14 protein-coding genes, 2 rRNA genes and 1 riboswitch (1 of these 17 only partly in view) are annotated in these 18616 nt (G+C 44.8%); of the genes, 11 read left to right on the plus strand and 5 right to left on the minus strand.

All coding sequences use genetic code 11. The features are described 5' to 3' along the window. A 23S ribosomal RNA gene (locus AC0L13_RS21025) occupies window positions 1–1797 on the plus strand (it extends 1137 nt beyond the left edge of the window). Between the two features lie 87 nt (window positions 1798–1884). Further along, window positions 1885–2000, plus strand: a 5S ribosomal RNA gene (rrf, locus tag AC0L13_RS21030). Between the two features lie 54 nt (window positions 2001–2054). On the opposite strand, the gene AC0L13_RS21035 is transcribed toward rrf, so the two are convergent. Continuing rightward, the gene (locus tag AC0L13_RS21035) at window positions 2055–2354 is read right to left on the minus strand and encodes a hypothetical protein (protein ID WP_473642671.1); all 300 of its coding nucleotides are present in this window, start codon (window positions 2352–2354) and stop codon (window positions 2055–2057) included. 51 nt (window positions 2355–2405) lie between these two features. Continuing rightward, window positions 2406–2573: a hypothetical protein gene (locus tag AC0L13_RS21040; protein ID WP_473642673.1), complete on the minus strand. Its 168-nt coding sequence runs from the start codon at window positions 2571–2573 to the stop codon at window positions 2406–2408. Window positions 2574–2628: 55 nt separating this feature from the next. On the opposite strand from AC0L13_RS21040, the gene AC0L13_RS21045 reads away from it, so the two are divergent. From AC0L13_RS21045 to AC0L13_RS21065, 5 genes are all read left to right on the plus strand, one after another. Continuing rightward, window positions 2629–3444, plus strand: a complete 816-nt coding sequence (locus AC0L13_RS21045) for a YihY/virulence factor BrkB family protein (protein WP_473642675.1) — start codon at window positions 2629–2631, stop codon at window positions 3442–3444. 2 nt (window positions 3445–3446) lie between these two features. Further along, window positions 3447–4121: a response regulator gene (locus AC0L13_RS21050; RefSeq protein WP_473642677.1), complete on the plus strand. Its 675-nt coding sequence runs from the start codon at window positions 3447–3449 to the stop codon at window positions 4119–4121. Next, on the plus strand, window positions 4118–5497 hold the full coding sequence (locus tag AC0L13_RS21055; protein ID WP_473642679.1) for a sensor histidine kinase: 1380 nt from the start codon (window positions 4118–4120) through the stop codon (window positions 5495–5497). Before AC0L13_RS21050 ends, AC0L13_RS21055 begins: the two co-directional genes overlap by 4 nt. A gap of 74 nt (window positions 5498–5571) precedes the next feature. Beyond that, window positions 5572–5970 (plus strand): hypothetical protein, encoded by a 399-nt coding sequence (locus tag AC0L13_RS21060; protein ID WP_060203917.1) that lies wholly within the window; start codon window positions 5572–5574, stop codon window positions 5968–5970. After that, window positions 5970–8087: an MMPL family transporter gene (locus tag AC0L13_RS21065; RefSeq protein ID WP_473642681.1), complete on the plus strand. Its 2118-nt coding sequence runs from the start codon at window positions 5970–5972 to the stop codon at window positions 8085–8087. Before AC0L13_RS21060 ends, AC0L13_RS21065 begins: the two co-directional genes overlap by 1 nt. A 52-nt stretch (window positions 8088–8139) precedes the next feature. Here the strand turns inward: AC0L13_RS21065 and AC0L13_RS21070 are convergent, their stop codons facing one another. Together AC0L13_RS21070 and AC0L13_RS21075 are read right to left on the minus strand one after the other, a co-directional pair. Continuing rightward, window positions 8140–9075 (minus strand): SDR family NAD(P)-dependent oxidoreductase, encoded by a 936-nt coding sequence (locus AC0L13_RS21070; protein WP_473642683.1) that lies wholly within the window; start codon window positions 9073–9075, stop codon window positions 8140–8142. Window positions 9076–9142: 67 nt separating this feature from the next. Then, window positions 9143–9718, minus strand: coding sequence for a TetR/AcrR family transcriptional regulator (locus tag AC0L13_RS21075; protein ID WP_473642685.1), 576 nt, complete (start codon window positions 9716–9718; stop codon window positions 9143–9145). 301 nt (window positions 9719–10019) lie between these two features. Next, window positions 10020–10105, plus strand: a riboswitch (cyclic di-GMP riboswitch). Window positions 10106–10205: 100 nt separating this feature from the next. Between AC0L13_RS21075 and AC0L13_RS21080 the strand changes: the two genes are divergently transcribed. Genes AC0L13_RS21080 through AC0L13_RS21090 form a run of 3 tightly spaced genes read left to right on the plus strand, consistent with a single transcriptional unit; the run spans window position 10206 to window position 14207 of the window. Next, window positions 10206–11933, plus strand: coding sequence for a methyl-accepting chemotaxis protein (locus tag AC0L13_RS21080; RefSeq protein ID WP_473642687.1), 1728 nt, complete (start codon window positions 10206–10208; stop codon window positions 11931–11933). An 11-nt stretch (window positions 11934–11944) separates the two neighbouring features. Next, window positions 11945–12697: an SDR family NAD(P)-dependent oxidoreductase gene (locus AC0L13_RS21085; RefSeq protein WP_473642689.1), complete on the plus strand. Its 753-nt coding sequence runs from the start codon at window positions 11945–11947 to the stop codon at window positions 12695–12697. 25 nt (window positions 12698–12722) lie between these two features. Next, complete coding sequence (locus tag AC0L13_RS21090; RefSeq protein ID WP_473642691.1) at window positions 12723–14207, plus strand: sodium:solute symporter family protein; 1485 nt, start codon at window positions 12723–12725, stop codon at window positions 14205–14207. 34 nt (window positions 14208–14241) lie between these two features. Here AC0L13_RS21090 and AC0L13_RS21095 read toward each other — a convergent pair whose 3' ends face one another. Then, window positions 14242–16386, minus strand: a complete 2145-nt coding sequence (locus tag AC0L13_RS21095) for a type IA DNA topoisomerase (protein ID WP_473642694.1) — start codon at window positions 16384–16386, stop codon at window positions 14242–14244. Window positions 16387–16692: 306 nt separating this feature from the next. Here AC0L13_RS21095 and pdxR point away from each other — a divergent pair, with 306 nt between their 5' ends. After that, window positions 16693–18144, plus strand: coding sequence for a MocR-like pyridoxine biosynthesis transcription factor PdxR (gene pdxR, locus AC0L13_RS21100; RefSeq protein WP_473642696.1), 1452 nt, complete (start codon window positions 16693–16695; stop codon window positions 18142–18144). Window positions 18145–18616 lie beyond the last annotated feature (472 nt).

Raw genomic sequence — 18616 nt, forward strand, 5'->3', positions numbered from 1 at the left:
CGTAATAGCTCACTGGTCGAGTGGCGCTGCGCCGAAAATGTACCGGGGCTAAACGGATCACCGAAACTGCGGATTGACACCTTTGGTGTCAGTGGTAGGAGAGCGTTCCAAGGGCGTCGAAGCCAGATCGTAAGGACTGGTGGAGCGCTTGGAAGTGAGAATGCCGGTATGAGTAGCGAAAGAAGGGTGAGAATCCCTTCCACCGAATGCCTAAGGTTTCCTGAGGAAGGCTCGTCCGCTCAGGGTTAGTCGGGACCTAAGTCGAGGCCGAAAGGCGTAGACGATGGATAACAGGTTGATATTCCTGTACCACCTCCCCGCCGTTATCAGCAATGGGGGGACGCAGAAGGATAGGGTGAGCGCGCTGTTGGTCATGCGCGTCTAAGCAGTGAGGTGTGGAACGAGGCAAATCCCGTTCCTATAACATTGAGCTGTGATGGCAAGGGGAATTATCCCTGGAGTCCCTGATTTCACACTGCCAAGAAAAGCCTCTAGCGAGGCGGGAGGTGCCCGTACCGCAAACCGACACAGGTAGGCGAGGAGAGAATCCTAAGGTGATCGAGAGAACTCTCGTTAAGGAACTCGGCAAAATGACCCCGTAACTTCGGGAGAAGGGGTGCTCTGGTAGGGTGTTAAAGCCCGAGAGAGCCGCAGTGAATAGGCCCAGGCGACTGTTTAGCAAAAACACAGGTCTCTGCAAAACCGTAAGGTGACGTATAGGGGCTGACGCCTGCCCGGTGCTGGAAGGTTAAGAGGAGAGGTCAGCGCAAGCGAAGCTTCGAATTGAAGCCCCAGTAAACGGCGGCCGTAACTATAACGGTCCTAAGGTAGCGAAATTCCTTGTCGGGTAAGTTCCGACCCGCACGAAAGGCGTAACGATCTGGGCACTGTCTCAACGAGAGACTCGGTGAAATTATAATATGCGTGAAGATGCGCATTACCCGCGACAGGACGGAAAGACCCCGTGGAGCTTTACTGTAGCCTGATATTGAATTCCGGTGCAGCCTGTACAGGATAGGTAGGAGCCTTGGAATCCGGAGCGCCAGCTTCGGAGGAGGCAATGGTGGGATACTACCCTGGCTGTATTGGACTTCTAACCCTTGCCCGTGATCCGGGCAGGAGACAGTGTCAGGTGGGCAGTTTGACTGGGGCGGTCGCCTCCTAAAGTGTAACGGAGGCGCCCAAAGGTTCCCTCAGAATGGTTGGACATCATTCGTAGAGTGCAAAGGCATAAGGGAGCTTGACTGCGAGACCTACAAGTCGAGCAGGGTCGAAAGACGGGCTTAGTGATCCGGTGGTTCCGCATGGAAGGGCCATCGCTCAACGGATAAAAGCTACCCCGGGGATAACAGGCTTATCTCCCCCAAGAGTCCACATCGACGGGGAGGTTTGGCACCTCGATGTCGGCTCATCGCATCCTGGGGCTGTAGTCGGTCCCAAGGGTTGGGCTGTTCGCCCATTAAAGCGGTACGCGAGCTGGGTTCAGAACGTCGTGAGACAGTTCGGTCCCTATCCGTCGCGGGCGCAGGAAATTTGAGAGGAGCTGTCCTTAGTACGAGAGGACCGGGATGGACACACCGCTGGTGTACCAGTTGTCTTGCCAAAGGCATCGCTGGGTAGCTATGTGTGGACGGGATAAATGCTGAAAGCATCTAAGCATGAAGCCCCCCTCAAGATGAGATTTCCCATTACATTTGTAAGTAAGATCCCTCAAAGAAGATGAGGTGGATAGGTCCGGGGTGGAAGCGTGGCGACACGTGCAGCTGACGGATACTAATCGATCGAGGACTTAACCTTATCAGTTAAGAAATACGGTTGAACTTGAGTTCGGCAACAATGTTGGTTTTATCCGGTTTTGAACGAACAAGCATCGTTCATACATAGTCTGGTGACGAAGGCGAAGAGGTCACACCCGTTCCCATACCGAACACGGAAGTTAAGCTCTTCAGCGCCGATGGTAGTAGGGGGCTTCCCCCTGTGAGAGTAGGACGTCGCCGGGCAAAGACCATCCCTGTGGGGGTGGTTTTTTTGTGTTTAATATTATTGAAATCCAATTACAGCTTAGCAAGCCTCCGCGCGTACAAAGAGATGCCTCCCTCGTCCAAAACAAGCCTCCGTGCGTCCAAAGAGAAGCCTCCCTCGTCCAAAGCAGGCATCCGCGCGTCCAAAGTAAGCCTCCGCGCGTCCAAAGAGAAGCCTCCCTCGTACAAAGCAGGCATCCGCGCGTCCAAAGAGAAGCCTCCCTCGTCCAAAGTAAGCCTCCGCGCGTCCAAAGAGCTGCCTCCCTCCAAAGTAAGCCTCCGCGCGTCCAAAGAGAAGCCTCCCTCGTCCAAAGTAGGCATCCGCGCGTCCAAAGAGAAGCCTCCCTCGTACAAAGCAGGCATCCGCGCGTCCAAAACAAGCCTCTAAGCGTCCAAAGAGATGCCTTCCTCTCCCAAAGCATGCTTCCACACGTCCAAAGAGGTACCTTCCTCTCCCAAAACAAGCCCACCCGCGTCCAAAGCAAGCTCCTCAACTCCCAATACAATCCATCCAAAGTCCACCCCAGCAATCCACAACCAATTAATTTTCACGCATTCAATTTCTTCTGGAAGAATAGGGTATATTGAAGGGAGGAGGTGAGAGAAGGTGATTGTAAGCAATGTAGCGAAGAGGTTTTTCAAAGAGCGTTTTTTTGATCAGGCGGCGCAGACGGCGTATTATTTACTGTTATCGATGTTTCCTTTTCTCATATTCCTGTTCTCCTTGCTTAGTTATTTGCCTGTAGATGAAGAGATGTTTTTGGCGTTTCTTCGGCCGTTTGCTCCAAGTGAGGCTTATGTGATCATTGAGCAGAATGTACAGGCGATTATTTTCAAGGTGCAAGGGAACGTGTTATACACAAGTTTGGCAGCCGCATTTTGGCTGTCGTCGGTTGCTGTGCAATCATTGGCACGCTCCTTGGACCAGGCATATGGCTATGTCAGACGATATGCTTTTTGGAAAGTGCTGATTCGGGATTTGGGCGTCACTTTGTTATTCATGCTGATCCTTTCCTTGTCACTATTCCTTCCGTTAGTGGAGAGAGCTTTGCATGAAGTCGTGACCTATTATGATACGGTCGAGCAATGGCACGGCTGGAAGACTGTATGGCCGATGGTGAAGTGGGGTCTTGGGACATTGTTTTTGTTCCTGTTCTTCCTATTGTTTTACAAAGTTGTTCCGACAGGTAGAATGAAAGTGAAGGAAGTATTGCCGGGAGCGATTTTCTCTGCAATCGGCTGGCAGCTGTTCTCACTATTTTTCGGAAGCTATGTGGCAAATGTTGATTATACAAGGCTTTATGGACAGCTGTCCGGAATCATCCTGCTCGTTTTGTGGTTTTATTTGACGGCTGTCATACTGATGGTTTCAGGGCTGCTTAATGCAGAGATCCGGAAGTATTTAAAAGGAAAAGGAAGATAAATATGAAAATACTTGTCGTGGACGACGATCCAAATATTTTGGAGTTGGTAAATATCCATTTATCCCAAGCGGGGTATGAAGTGATCAAGGCTGCTAATGGTGCACAGGCACTTGCGAAGCTAGAGGAACAACTTCCAGACTTGGCGGTTGTTGATGTAATGATGCCCGGGATGGATGGATTTGAGTTGACGAAGAGGCTGCGATCGGAAGCTGATATACCTGTATTATTGCTGACAGCGAAAGGCGAGCTGGAGGATAAAGAAAAAGGCTTTTTGGCGGGGTCCGATGATTATGTCGTTAAACCATTTGAGCCGAGGGAGCTTTTGTTCAGGATCAATGCCATCTTACGGAGGTATGACAAAGCAGTCGATGTGCTCATACAGACAGGGCCGCTTAAGATCAACAGACAAAGCTATGAAGTGTCAATTGGGAAAAAAGTGTTGTTGCTTCCATTGAAGGAGTTTGAATTGCTGTCTGTTCTAGCCTCCAAGCCGAACCAAGTGTTTGAACGTGACTTCCTTATTGAGCGCGTATGGGGCTTCGATTATGAAGGGGATGAGCAGACACTGAACGTCCATATCAAACGGCTGCGCGATAAGCTGGAAGGGCTGCCTGATGACATTCGTATAACAACAGTCCGCGGAGTTGGCTATAAGCTTGAGGTGTCCGGAACATGAGGTCCCTTTATGGAAAATTCCTTTCCTTCACAACAGGCATAATGCTGACGAGTGCTGTCATTGCTTTTCTCATAGTGAATACATATTATCATCAGCAATTGAAAGGGCAAAATGACGCTAAGAACATGGATATTGCACTCGCAATTGCTGACTACATCGAGACGGAGAAGCCTTCCGATTTAGCAAGCTATTTTAGAACGCAGGCTGCCTCCGGCTATAAATTATTCATCGTGAATAAAAATCGGGAGGCAAGCATGTATGGTGCGCCATTTCGGGTGGAGAATTTAAGGACCGCATCAGTGGAACAGGTACTGGATAGACAACTATACCACGGTATGAGGGATTTAGAGACGGAGACATTCATGACCGGCTTTTTCTCCGACCAACTCGCAAACACAGTAGGCGTTCCATTTACATATAATGGGGAAGCGTATGCACTTTTCATGAGACCGAATATTAAAATGCTGTTCACGGAAGTCCATTTTCTATTGGGCGGCATGGTCGTCGTCATGGCGATTGTCAGTCTTTTATCTATGTTGATTGTCGCGAAGAAATTGATTGAGCCAATTACGAAGCTGACTGTGGCAGCAAAAAAGGTCGGCGACGAGAAATTCACGGGCACACTTGATATCCATCGGAGGGATGAAATCGGCCAGCTAGCACAAAGTTTTCAGCGTATGACCGAGAAGCTCAGTGAAAATGATCGGATGCGTAAGGAATTCATCAGCGATGTTTCACATGATTTCCAGTCGCCTTTGCTCAACATTAAAGGATACGCCAATTTGCTGATGGATAGTGAATTGCCCGAACAGGAGCGGAAAAGCTACGCAAAAGTTATTCATTCCGAGACGGAGCGACTCTCTTCATTGACGAAGCAATTATTGCTATTAACGTCGCTCGACCAATTAGAGTCCCCTTTGAAACCAATCAAATTCCGTTTGGATGAGCAATTAAAAGAAGTCATTCGTAAGCAAAGATGGCTTTTGGAGGAAAAGCAGATGTCGCTTGTCATGGAGCTGGATGAAGCCGATATAACAGGGGATCCTGCTTTTCTAGAAAAGGTATGGGAGAATCTGCTTTCCAATGCGTTGAAATATACGGAGACGGGTGGAGAAATCGACATTCGCCTGACAGATGGAACGGATAAAGTGAAAGTCACAATTCAGGACAACGGGGCAGGAATCGCAGCTCAACATTTGAGCAGGCTGTTTGATCGTTTTTACCGAGTCGACCATTCCAGGACGCAGGAAGTCGAGGGGACAGGGCTCGGACTCTCCATTGTCCATCAAGTCGTGAAGCTCCATGAGGGCCGCATAGAAATCGATAGTGAGGAAGAGGTAGGAACGACATTTACGGTCACGCTTCCTAAATTGTAATGTTCTGTTCATGTTCCGTTCATGTTGGCTCTTTAAGATAAGGGTATAACATGAACGAAACAGGAGGAAATGACATGCAAGAAAAATGGAGTATACGGCTTATTAGGATATCAGCGATCTTTGGAGTAATCGGGGCATTTTTAGGATCCCATATGGCAGGGGCTGGATCGTACGCCTTCCGTCCGATTCATGCGCACATCCTCGTCGTCGGTTGGTTATCTGTCTTCGCTTGGGGTGTCTTCTACAAAATCTACAAAGTCCGTGCGAAAAAGATGGTTGCCGCTCATGGTTGGACCGCAATTATCGGATCCATCGGTCTGACGGCAGGAATGTGGCTCCAATTTATGAACCCGTTCGGTGTAAATGAAACATTCTCACTTATCTTCTATATTGTCGGTGGAAGCGTTCTGCTCATCAGCTTTGTGCTATTTGTTTTAGTGACATTTCTTATTGAGAGAGAAGGAAGACGCTAATGACTGAAGGAAAATTAAAAGGAAGGCGAATTTGGTGGATCTCTATCGGAATTTGGCTTGTGTTTACAGTTCTGCTATCCGCAATTGCACCGGGAAGCAAAGAAAACGTCGTTGCCAATAAAGACGCAGGCCTACCGTCTGACGCGCCTTCCATTGTGGCTGCCCACCAGCTTGAAAAGTACTTTCCGAATGACGGAGGAATCCCGCTATTTGCAGTGTTCCATAAAGATAGCGGTCTAACGAATGAAGAAGTCGTCAACTTTGCGCAAGTTATTGAATCTTTGAAAGAGGATAAAGCGTTTGAAGAGGTCGAGGTTATTCCTTTATCCAAATTACAGCCTGAGCAACGCTCATCATTCTTATCAGAGAATGAAAAAACATTTTTCATTCCGCTATCATTGCCGCAAAACCTTGAAGGAAAGGATATGAACAAATTAGTTCAATCCATTAAGGAATCTGTCGGTGATCAAGTCGCAGATGGAATTGAATTATCTTGGACGGGACCGGCCGGAATTGCATCAGACGCGGTCGAGCTTTTCAGCCAAGCGGATATCGTCCTGTTGTTGTCTACTGTCGGGCTTATTTTGGTATTGCTATTAATCATTTACCGCTCTCCTTTATTGACTTTGATCCCTTTAGTGGGTGCAGGGATCGTTTACGCGGTTGTCGATCGAGTAGTTGGTTTCACGACTGCACAAGGCTGGTTTGGCGTTGATAGCCAGGCGCTGTCGATTATGACGATTCTTTTATTTGCTGTCGTTACGGATTATTCGTTGCTCATTTTCTCTCGCTATCGAGAAGAATTGAAAGTGCATGAGAATGCAAATTTGGCGATGAGAGAAACGATGCGGCATGTAAAAGAGCCAATTTTCTTCAGCGGAAGTACGATCGTGTTGGGCGTTGCAACGTTGTTTTTTGCTCTATATGAGCCGTACCGTAACTTTGCGCCAGTATTTGCAATTGCGGCAGGTGCAATGCTTATTGCAGGATTGACGTTATTGCCGGCATTATTTGCATTGATCGGCAGGAAGGCGTTTTGGCCGGTCGTACCGAAGTATGGGGAAGCTACAGTCGAGAAGAAAACGATTTGGGGCAAGGTGGCAACCTTTGTAACGAAAAAGCCATGGCAATTCTTGATTCCAATTTTACTGCTACTGGCTTTAGGTACTTGGAATATGACGAATATGAAAGAGTCATATGATTTGATCGCTTCTTTTCCGGAGGATCTTTCATCTAGAGTGGGATATGAGCGGTTAGGGGCGGACTTTTCGGAAGGAAGCTTAGCGCCAGGTACATTGCTGCTTGTCTCTAATAATCAATTAGGCATGGAAGAAATGAAGGCAGTAATTGAGCGGATAGAAGAAGATCCTGCCATTGCCCAAATAACGACGCAGGGCAATCCTTTGAATGAGGATGGAACTGCGGCAAAATTCTCTGTTACGTTTGAAGGCAATCCGTACGATGAGGAAGCATTCGATGCTGTCTTGAATCTTCGAGAAGATAGCGAAAAGATCTTGAAGGAAGCTAACCTAACGGATACGACAATGTATATTTCAGGCGAAACGGCGGTCCATGCAGATGTGAGGGACATCAACGACCGGGATACATGGATCGTTATGGTCTTAATGACTGTTTTGATCACCATCATGTTAGGCTTCCAAACAAGATCGATTGTCGCACCGATTTACATGATCGGAAGCATCTTGTTGTCGTTTACGGCTACCGTCGGCTTGGCGTACTTCTTATTCGAAGTGTTCCTGAACCTCGATGGACTTAGCTATCGGATCCCGCTCTACGCATTTGTCTTCCTCGTTGCACTTGGCGTCGACTATTCCATCATGCTCATCGCGCGAATTCGAGAAGAGATGAAAGTACTGCCATTTGACGATGCGGTGCGAAAAGGGGTGGAGCGTACCGGGGGAGTCATCAGTTCCGCAGGATTGATTTTAGCAGCGACATTCCTCGTACTTGCGACAATGCCGATTTATGAATTGAAGCTATTCGGCTTCATCATGGCGCTTGGCATTTTAATCGACACGTTTATCATCAGACCGTTGCTAATTCCAGCGCTATTAGTGCTGCTGGGCAAATGGAGTTTTTGGCCGAAGCGTATGTAATCAATGAAATACGTCACTTCCTATACTAGGGAGTGACGTTTTTGTCGTTAATTCACAACGTGCGCATCATGTGCTCTATCGTACATTTCAACCCTTCCTTGTAAGAAGTGCGAGGAAGCGGGCCGATTTCGGCTTCATATTTAGTACCATCTAATACAACCGGTTCTTCATTCAAATAGAACATTTCAACCACTTCACGCATGTTAGCATTGAAAAGACCTAAGAACCGTATTTGATTTTTCGATACAGTTCGGACTGGTTTGTTATATCCGGAAAATTCGCGGATAATCTGAATGATTTCTTCCCCGCTAATGACGTCATAGGCAGGAATATTATAGTTTTGTCCATACGCATTGTCATGCAAGGATAAGTTGACCGCTGCCTTCGCTCCATCCGGTGTGTAAATAAACTCCCTTGCAATGGTTTGGTCACCGACGAACATTGCTTTTTTTTGTTGAACAGCTCCCTTTAATGTGAAATGCAATATCGTATTTTCCGCATTCGGACCATAAAAATCTGGAAAGTGGGCAATGATTGTTGGAACGTTTGATTGTTTGACAAGCTGCTCCACTTGTAAACGAATCTTCCCCTTTTTTGTATGCGGCTGTTTTGGTGTGTTTTCCGTCACCTTGGCCCCGGCCGATCTGCCGTAAGCATAAATATTTTCAACCAATACAAGCTTTGATTTTTGGATTTCCGCCGCTTTTAAAACATTTTCGATGAAAGGGATGAGTTTATTCTCCCATTCCTGATAAGGGATATTAGCTGCTTGGTAAATGACATCGACATTTTCAGATGCGGCCATGAGATCTTGTAAATTAAAAACATCCCCGGCTTGAATGGTGATTTCCTGACGCCCATCATACAAACGTTTCAGTTTCTGCTCCGAACGGGCGAATGCCGTCACTTCCACACCTCTGCTAATCAATTCATTCACAATCGAATATCCCATTCCGCCGGAAGCTCCCAACACTAGTGCTCTTTTCATAAAAATCCCCCTAGTTCATTATTTGACCACTGTTCAAATGGAGTGAAAAAAGAAAGCCAATAGATGGCTAACTTTGAAAGATACCTTTCAACAAAAACTGGACGTGTGCCTTTGCCATATCCAACACATCTTCGTATTGGACGACATGCCGCAAATAGTGTGTGACAAATCCATGCAAGGATAAGAAAATAGACCAAATCTCGTGAATCGAGAGCTGCTTCTCACTCAAACTATGTACGGTTTGAGCAAACAATTCATACGTTTTGTTCGGGCCTTGATTGATAAAGTTCAGCACTTCTTCGTCTTTGATTAAAAACATGATTTCATAATGGCTTTGATGATTTAAACCAAACTCGATATAGCCGAGCAAGATGGCTTCAAGTTTTTCCCGCGGGGCCAGAGGGGCTTGTGCGAGCTCCTTTAACTTTTGTTCCAACATGCTGAAATGCTCTTCCACCAGTGCATAAAATAGCTCTGCCTTATTTGTAAAATGATAATATATGGCTCCATGACTATAACCGAGCTCTTTCGCTATTTGCCGCATCGAAACGTGCTGATATCCTTTTACGATGAATAAGTCTCTTGCAGCTTCCATGATCATCTCTTGAGTCAGATCACGTTGCGCAGATTTCCGTGATGACATAGTACCTCCTCATTTGACCGCTGTTCAAATAAATAGTAACTAGTTTTAAAAGTATTGTCAATTGTTTATTCGGAATGGGCAATAAATCGGGGAGGTGTTTGCGAATTGTAGTATAATTTTTTTACTTACCCGCTTTTATATAAGAAATAGATTAAATTTAACTGGATCAAAAGTGCGATACTGCAATTAACTTTTTCAATAACAATAATCCTGTAGTAGATAGTGCTAATGTAATTATTTGTTTTAGAAAAAATAGTACTTTTTATTGCCTATTCTGAAAATCTATGGTACTATTTTCAAGTAATATAGTTGGCAAACCTTTCGAAAGAGAGGGACGCAAAGCTCCGGGTCTAAAGCAATTATTGCTATGATGGCTGAGCCGCATGAAACTAGATTTTTTTCTGGTTTTTTATTTTGCCTATTTCTCAATTTGAAATGGGTATTTTTTATTGCATAAAATATTTACAAATGGAGGAGCAGAAAAGGTATGCGTTTGTTAAAAAACATTCCGCTTAAATTCAAATTATTGCTTACTGTTTTTGCAATTGTTATCGCTTTGTTCGCTGTCACAACGGTCCAAAGCATTTCTCAGTTGAAAAATCAGCTGGAAAGCGATCTGGAGCAAGAGCTGACAAGCGTCGGTCTATTGACGGCAATGCAGTTGGATGCGAAAGATGTAGAAAAGGTTTTTAACGCAAAAGGGGAATCTGATACCGACTTTTTAAAGGTCCAGAATCAGTTGGATCATATTTTGGAACAGCAAGGCATTATGTTTTGGAGCTATATTTGGAAAATGGAAGATGGCGGTGTTAACACTGTTGGCTATACGAATAATTTGAACGAAGTGTATGAAGTCGGCGAATTGTTCACTGATATTGCACCCGAACATATGACAGCTGCAGAGCAGGCGATCGAAAATGGCAAGCCGGCAGTCACCAGTATTTTTGAAGACACTTTTGGGTCGTGGAGAACGGTATTTAGTCCAATACAGGATCAAAAAGGCAATACAATCGCTGTCTTGGGCATCGATTACTCAGCCGACTATATCGAAGCGACCATTAAAAAAAGCATTACGAAGCAAATTGTCATCGCAGTTATCGGGCTTGTTATTTTATTTGCAGTTTTATTCTTTACGATTATCCGTTTGCTCAGCCCATTGAACAAAGCGGTTCTCATTGCCAATCAAGTAGCAGGCGGCGATTTGCGTGATGTGGAATTGGATGAATCAAAAGATGAAGTCGGAAAACTGTCTGGCTCCATTAAAGAGATGGTATCCAATTTGCAGCACGTCATTATGAATATCCGAAACACATCAAATATCGTTGCATCGTCTGCAACACAGCTTACAACTACTGCTGAAGAGTCTTATCGCAATGCGACGAATGTTTCGAAAGAAATCGATCATCTTGCGAAAAACGCTGAAACGACGATGGTCATGACAGTGGAGACAGCTTCTGCTATGGAAGAGTCTGCAACGAGCATTCAACGTATCGCAGAATCTGCACATACCGTTTCCGAATCGTCGTATTTTACTTCAAACGCTGCGAAAGAAGGAAATGAAGTCATTCAGCAAGTCATTGACCAAATGCAATTGATCAATGAGTCTGTCAATCAAATTGATGAAACGATACAAGGCTTGAATGAAAACTCAAACCGCATTAGCGACATTGTAGATTTTATTACAGCTATTGCGGAACAAACGAATTTGTTGGCTTTGAACGCTGCGATAGAGGCGGCAAGAGCTGGTGAACATGGAAAAGGCTTCGCTGTTGTAGCGGGAGAAGTAAAGAAATTGGCGGAGCAATCAGCGCATTCAGCTTCCGAAATCTATAAGCTCATTAATCATATTCAATCCAACTCAAATGACTCTCTTTTAGTAATGGAAAAAGGGAAAGAGAATGTGCGCGTCGGATTGGATCAAACAGCGAAAGCCGGAGACATCTTCAAAGAGATTGTTCTTTCTGCTGAGCAAGTTGCGGATCAAATCCAAGAAATTTCGGCTGCATCACAAGAGATTTCAGCTTCTTCAGAAGAAGTGGCCGCGTCGGTAACGAATATGAAAATAGCATCAGAGCAATCGGCTGATCTGTCGATTAACGTTTCGAAATTGACGAATGAACAAGTGAGATCAATGGAAGAAGTGATTGAGGCTTCCGCATCATTGGATAAAACTGCGGAAGAACTCCAGTCATTGATCAAACGATTCGAATTATGAGGTGAAGTGAAATGAAGTTAGGTCTTGAAGGGAAAAACGTGCTCGTAACAGGCGCAAGTATGGGAATCGGAAAAGCGATTGCCCTCCAATTTGCCGAGAACGGAGCAAACGTTTTGATTAATTATATCGGTGATCAGGAAGTAGCCGAGCAAACTCGCCAAGAAGTCGAAAAACACGGTGTCCGTGCATTGACGTACCTTGCAGATGTATCCGAATCAAGCCAAGTTCGTGAAATGTACGCCTATATGGATGAACAGTTTGGCGGCATTGATATTTTAGTGAATAACGCAGGGTTTGCGCAAGACGCTCCGATTACGGAGATGACGGATGAACAATGGGATCGAATGATCAAAGTCCATCTTTACGGCTGTTTCAATAACAGCCGTGAAGCTGCTAAAAGAATGAAGCAGCAAAACAAAGGAAAGATCATTAACATCTCTTCGGATATCGGAAGTTTAGGGTGTGAAGAGTTTACTCATTATTCAGCTGCGAAAGGCGGCATCAATGCATTTACGAAAGCATTGGCGCGTGAGTTGGCTCCGCATATTTTAGTGAATGCGGTAGCGCCAAGCGGCACGCATACAAATATCCTTAAGGCTTTCGGAGATAATTACGTCGAAGAAGAATCGGCCAAATACCCGTTGAAACGGTTGGCTCACCCAGAGGAAATTGCAAAAAGTGTCTTGTTTTTAGCATCGGACAACGCAAATTTCTATACAGGACAAATTTTAACGCCAAATGGCGGCGTCGTCATGAACGGCTAAGAAAAAGACGGGAGTAATTGGAACGATGAATATTGTTGTATTTGGATTGTACTTGATTTTTATTTACTATATTGGCTACAAAGGCTATAAACGGGTTAATACGGCCGAAGATTTGATTGTAGCAGGATGGAGCATGCCGCTGCCTGTCGTGACGGGCAGTTTGGTTGCTGCAATGTTGGCGGCTCCGTTTTTCTTCGCAGCGATCGGTTCAGGCTATACGAGCGGCGGTTTTGAAGGTTCCGCGACTATGGGAGGCCTCGGAACATGTATGATTTTAGGCGCTCTTATTTGGACGAAACCGCTTAGAAGATTAAGAGGCTGGACGTTGGCCGATTATTATGGATTACGATACGGCAGTAAAAAGTTAGGTGCGTATACTGGCATCGTTATGGCCGTCGCTTTCGGTGTATTCAACGCTGCGGCATTGACGGTTGGTGGTACGTACATTATCCAACAACTTTTCCAAATTGATTTTATTCCAGCAGCCATACTGTTCGTTTCGTTGACGGCATTGTACTCAGTCATCGGCGGATTATGGGCGGTTGCCTATACGGAGATTGTGCAAGGTGCGCTTGCTATTGCCGGCATATTGGGAATCTCGATTTTCATCTTCTTCTATTATCCGGACGTTACATTCAATCCGGAATGGTGGAATATTAGTGAGTTATTGAATCGTGGCGGGGTAGAGTTCTGGACGCTGTACTTAGTATTGGCGTTAGGGGACATACCTGCAGTCGATTTAGGGCAAAGGGTTGCCGCGGCGAAAAGCCCGCGTGTTGCTCAAAAGAGTATGATCATCGCAGGTTCCATTGTTATTGCGATCAGCTGGATCCCGGGCATGTTAGGGGAAGCGTTCAAATCAATCTACCCGAACAGCTCCAATCCGGAAACGTTAATGCTTGCTTTTGCGCAAGGGTATTTCCCACCAATCTTAGCTGCTATCTTCTTAACTGCGATGGCAGCGATGGGGATGTCGACTGTAGCGGCTTGTTATGTGGCGACTTCAGGAATCGTGACGAAAAACATTTACTTGGATTTCATCAATAAAAATCCCGAGCCGAAAAAGCTATTGTTCATTTCAAGAAGTATTATTCTGCTAAGTGCCGCATTAGGTTTAGTGTTGGCAATCGGTGCGCAAAAAGTAATCGACTTGGCTTACTTAGCTTGGGATATCGTGTTCGTTACATTGTTCTGGCCGATCGTATTAGGGCCGTTCTGGAAACGTGTGAGCACGCCGGCCGTCTGGGCAAGTATTACCGTCGGGCTCATCTACTACATCGTTACATCTATAACTGGCGTGCCAGGTCCAACGACGGCTTCTGAAGGATTTATCGGCTTGTTGGATGAACTATGGCATATGCCAGTCTTCTCCGGCGTCATCGTTTCAGGAGTAACGATTATTGTACTAAGCTTCCTAATCCCGCCATCCCAGCATGTGTTGGACATGCATAAGGTTGGGAGAGATAAGTCATTGGATGATGTAGGAAGTAAAGAAGAATTGAATGTTTAATAGAATGTAAAAAATCCACTTGGGCCTTTGAGGCTTAAGTGGATTTTTGAAATTCCAAATTTAACTTTCCGTTTTCCAAGGAAAGGCTCGCATCAAACTTATTGCCGTTGTTGGCGGTGAATCCTTTAATCGTATTCGTTTTACCTTTTGTGCAAAGAAGTTTTACTTGTGTAGGTGTCAGCTTCTTCTTCAGAAATATCCCCGGGAAAGTTTGTTTACATCCATTTTTATAATTGCTGCAGCCATAAAACCCTTTCCGGGCGAGAATCATGCCTGTTTTGCAAGCCGGGCACGGGGCGACTTCTGCCGCTTGATAAGATCCACGCGATTTTGATTGCCGCGGCGGAACCTTCGTCGCATCGATCGGCTTTGCTTCCAACTGCTTCGGCACATCATCCAATAGCTTCGCGATGAACTTTGAAATATTGTCGAGGAAATGCTGTCCGCTTCCTTCACCATTGCCGATTTTCTGCAAATACGTTTCCCATTTCGCCGTCATCGATGGGCTGGCAAGCAGATTCCCTTCGATTGCCTGACAAAGCACACGGCCTTTCTCTGTAATCGATACAATGTTTTTAGACACGGTTATATAGCCATGCTTTTTAATCGTTTCGATAATACCGCTTCGTGTTGCCTCCGTTCCGAGCCCCTCGATTTCTTTCAAAATATCCGTTTCCTCTTTGTCCTCGACCAATTTCCCGCAAGTTTTCATCATTGCGATGAGCTGACCTTCCGTGTATGGCTTTGGCGGCATCGTCTTGCCCTCTTTAATGCCGATATCGGACTCTACGGTCTCTTGCATGCGAAGCGGCGGCAAAGCAGGCTCGTCCTTTTCATCTTTTGACCGATGGAATAAAGCCTTCCATCCTAAATCTCTTTCCGTTTTGCCCGTCGTAAAAAACGGAAGTCCGTTCACATCCGTCGTTACTTTCGTCTCTGTATACAAATAGTCCGTATGGAACATGGCGAGCGTCGTACGGACGACTTCCTCATACAAATTCCGTTCAATCGGAGAGAGTCGGCCAAGTACAGCTTGTGTCGGAATCTTCTTCGTCGGAATGATGGCATAGTGTTCCTGCACCTTCGAACTGTCGACATACCGTTTTTTCGGAGCAAGAGAAGCGACAGGGAAAGGATGTCCGATCAGTTGTTGGTAATCGCCGACTTGGTCCTTCAAATACGCAAATTCATTCGGCGTAATATGACGCGCATCTGTCCGAGGATAGGTGACAAGCTTCTTCTCATACAAGCCTTGCATCGTCTTCAATACGTTTGCCGGACTCATCTTCCAACGCCGATTCGCTGTCGCCTGCAAAGTTGACAGGGAATGGAGCTGAGGTGGCGGCGTCCGCTTATCGGTATGGTTGACAGAAGTGATACTGCCAGAAGAATTCGGCTGGATTCCATGCTTCGCAAGCAGTTCCTGAATGATCTCCCGTTTTGGCTCCTTCGCTTTCGCCTTCCCTTTATACGTACCGTTTTCCGCTTTGAACGTCGCTTCCACTTCAAAAAACGGTTCCGATACGAATGTCTCAATCTCGCGCTGCCGTTGATAGATCAAGTACACCGTAGGAGACTGAACACGACCGATCGGAAACACTTCCTGAACCCCTTTCGCTTTCAATAAAAGTGTATACAATCGGGAAGCATTCATCCCGACGAGCCAGTCGCTGATCTGACGGGATTTCGCCTCTTCATACATCTGTAAGTCCTTGCGGTTGTCTCGTAAATTTGCAAACCCTTTCCGCACTTCATCGACTTCAAGTGAGTTGATCCAAAGACGCTTGATCGTCTGGTTACGGGCGCCTGTTTGATAATAAATGCTATAGAAGATGTTCGATCCTTCACGGTCCACGTCGCAAGCGTTAATGACCGTATCCGTCCCACGAATGAGCTTCTTTACGATCTGAAACTGCTTGAACTTTCCCTTCGCCACTTGAAACTCATATCGGTCAGGCAAGATCGGCAAACTTCCGAGCGACCAACGCTTCCAAGCAGGGTTGTACGCATGCGGCTCTTTCAACTCGACTAAGTGGCCTACACCCCATGTGATGTACGCACCTTCAGGGAAAATCGGGCATGGGTTGATCTCCAGGAACCCTTCGTTCTTTCGCACAGAAAAAGCGTCTGCATACGCTTTCGCTTGAGATGGTTTTTCAGCTAGGATGACTGGCTTCACACTAGCCCCTCCTTTCATTAAATGATGAAACGTTCGTTCTGTTATTATTGCATAAATGGAAGAAGTTTACGAGTTGGGAGCAAGGATCTAAAGTGAGATTAATCTTCATGAAAGGTTGAACAAGTGGGGAAATTCACGTTTGTTTTATTTGTTTGAGTGACTGTCATCCGATTCATGGCCAAGGTCATCTTTAACACTACTTCAGGATACTGATGTCAGGAGATGCTATAATAGCATTTACTGTATCATTATGAGCATAATACATAATTTGTTATATGAAAACTTGCAAATAAAGGGTGGAGTATAATGCAATTTATGCTAGACCGTTCAATAAAAAAACCTATGTATAGGCAACTTGTAGAACAAGTAGAGAATGCAATTATATCGGGAGATTTATCTCAGGACCAGCCATTACCATCTGAACGTGAGTTAGCAAAAAACTTACAGATTAATAGGAGTACGGTGGTGACTGCTTATGATGAGCTAGAGGCAGTCGGATTAATTGTCAGAAAGATAGGGAGCGGCACATATATAAATACGGATATATGGGGGCTAACTCATAAAAGGGTTCCCAATTGGGGGAGATATGTAGAGGATGGCTCATTTCTTCCGAATCTTCCGTTGGTACAGAAACTTCGTAATGAAACTGAGCAAAAAGGAATGATTAACCTATCAAGCGGGGAACTTGCAGCAGATTTACTACCTAACGTCCAATTCGCTAGGATTCTTAAGGAGCATGCGTTTGATGAGCATTTAGGTTACGATCATCCTTTAGGCGATGCGGGATTACGGGAGACCATTTGTAAACATATGAAAACGTATAAAAGTATGGTAGTTAAGCCAGACTCCATATTGATTACATCGGGTGCTCAGCAAGCAATACACTTAATCGTTCAATGCTTGTTAAAACCAGGGGATACAGTAGCGATTGAAGACCCATCCTATGCATTCTCTTTACCGATCTTTCAATCATTTGGTGTTAAAACGCTCTTACTTCCAGTTGATCAACATGGTGTAAATCCTGATGATATTGAAGCTTTACAAAGAAAACATCGAATTCGTATGCTCTTCTTAAATCCTGATTATCAAAATCCTACTGGCACGAAAATGTCGCTGGAACGCCGAAAGAGAATATTGGAATTATCATCAAAGCACGGTTTCCCCATAATAGAGGATGATCCTTATAATTTGACGTCATTCGACGGGTGCATTGGACCTACGTTAAAGTCAATGGACGATAATGATAATGTATTATACATTAGTTCGTTATCAAAAGTGGTTGCATCAGGACTGCGCATTGGTTGGATTATTGGTCCGGAAAAAGTGATTAAACGCTTGTCAGACGGTAAACAGCAAATTGACTTTGGCCATAGTGTTTTTCCGCAATGGATAGCGAATCAATTTCTAGATTCCCCCCAATTTGACAAACACGTTTCAGATTTAAGGATTCAACTGAGGGAGCGAAGAAATGCGTTAATTTTGGCATTGGACAGCTTATCTAAAGATGAGGTTACATATTTAGTGCCACAAGGCGGAATTCATTTGTGGTGTAAAATAAATCACGAAATTGATGAATATAAGTTACTTGAAGAATCCATGAAAAAAGGCGTTTCATTTGTACCTGGGAAAATAATGGGCTCAAAAAATGGATACGTTCGATTTACTTATGGCAAAGGGAACGAAGCTTCAATAAAAGAAGGCATTTCTAGGTTTATCTACGCGCTAAGAAATAATGGGGGAATGTTTGAAAATGTCTAAACTATAAGGAACTCCAATAACTTTTTAGTTCCCCCATTTTTAAGCAATTTTAGACGGTTCCTGAGACACGAGAACGACATGTACTATTTCACTGGTTCCGAACCGTCCTCTGTTGTTAATAAAATATAAATATACCTACAAGAACTACTATAATAATAAATGGGATTGTTAGAACATAAGCCCATAGCAGAGAAGAAAAACTGTTTTCACCCTTGTAACCTTTATTCATAGAATTAGCTGCGGATATGGTCAAAATTAGCCCGACAGCTAAAACAATAAATACAAAAATGAATGAAACTATGAGAGCTACTTTCATGCCTTACTCCTTTTTATAATTTTTTTTATTCTATACGTAATAATTTTATAATATAAAACATTTTCGAGAACCATCCAATTAAGGGTTATTTAAACCAACCACTTTTTGAGGAAATTGAACAGTTACTAAAACTATCTATAAGCACACCATTCATCT

It is taken from the genome of Sporosarcina sp. QA0331 (assembly GCF_055808055.1).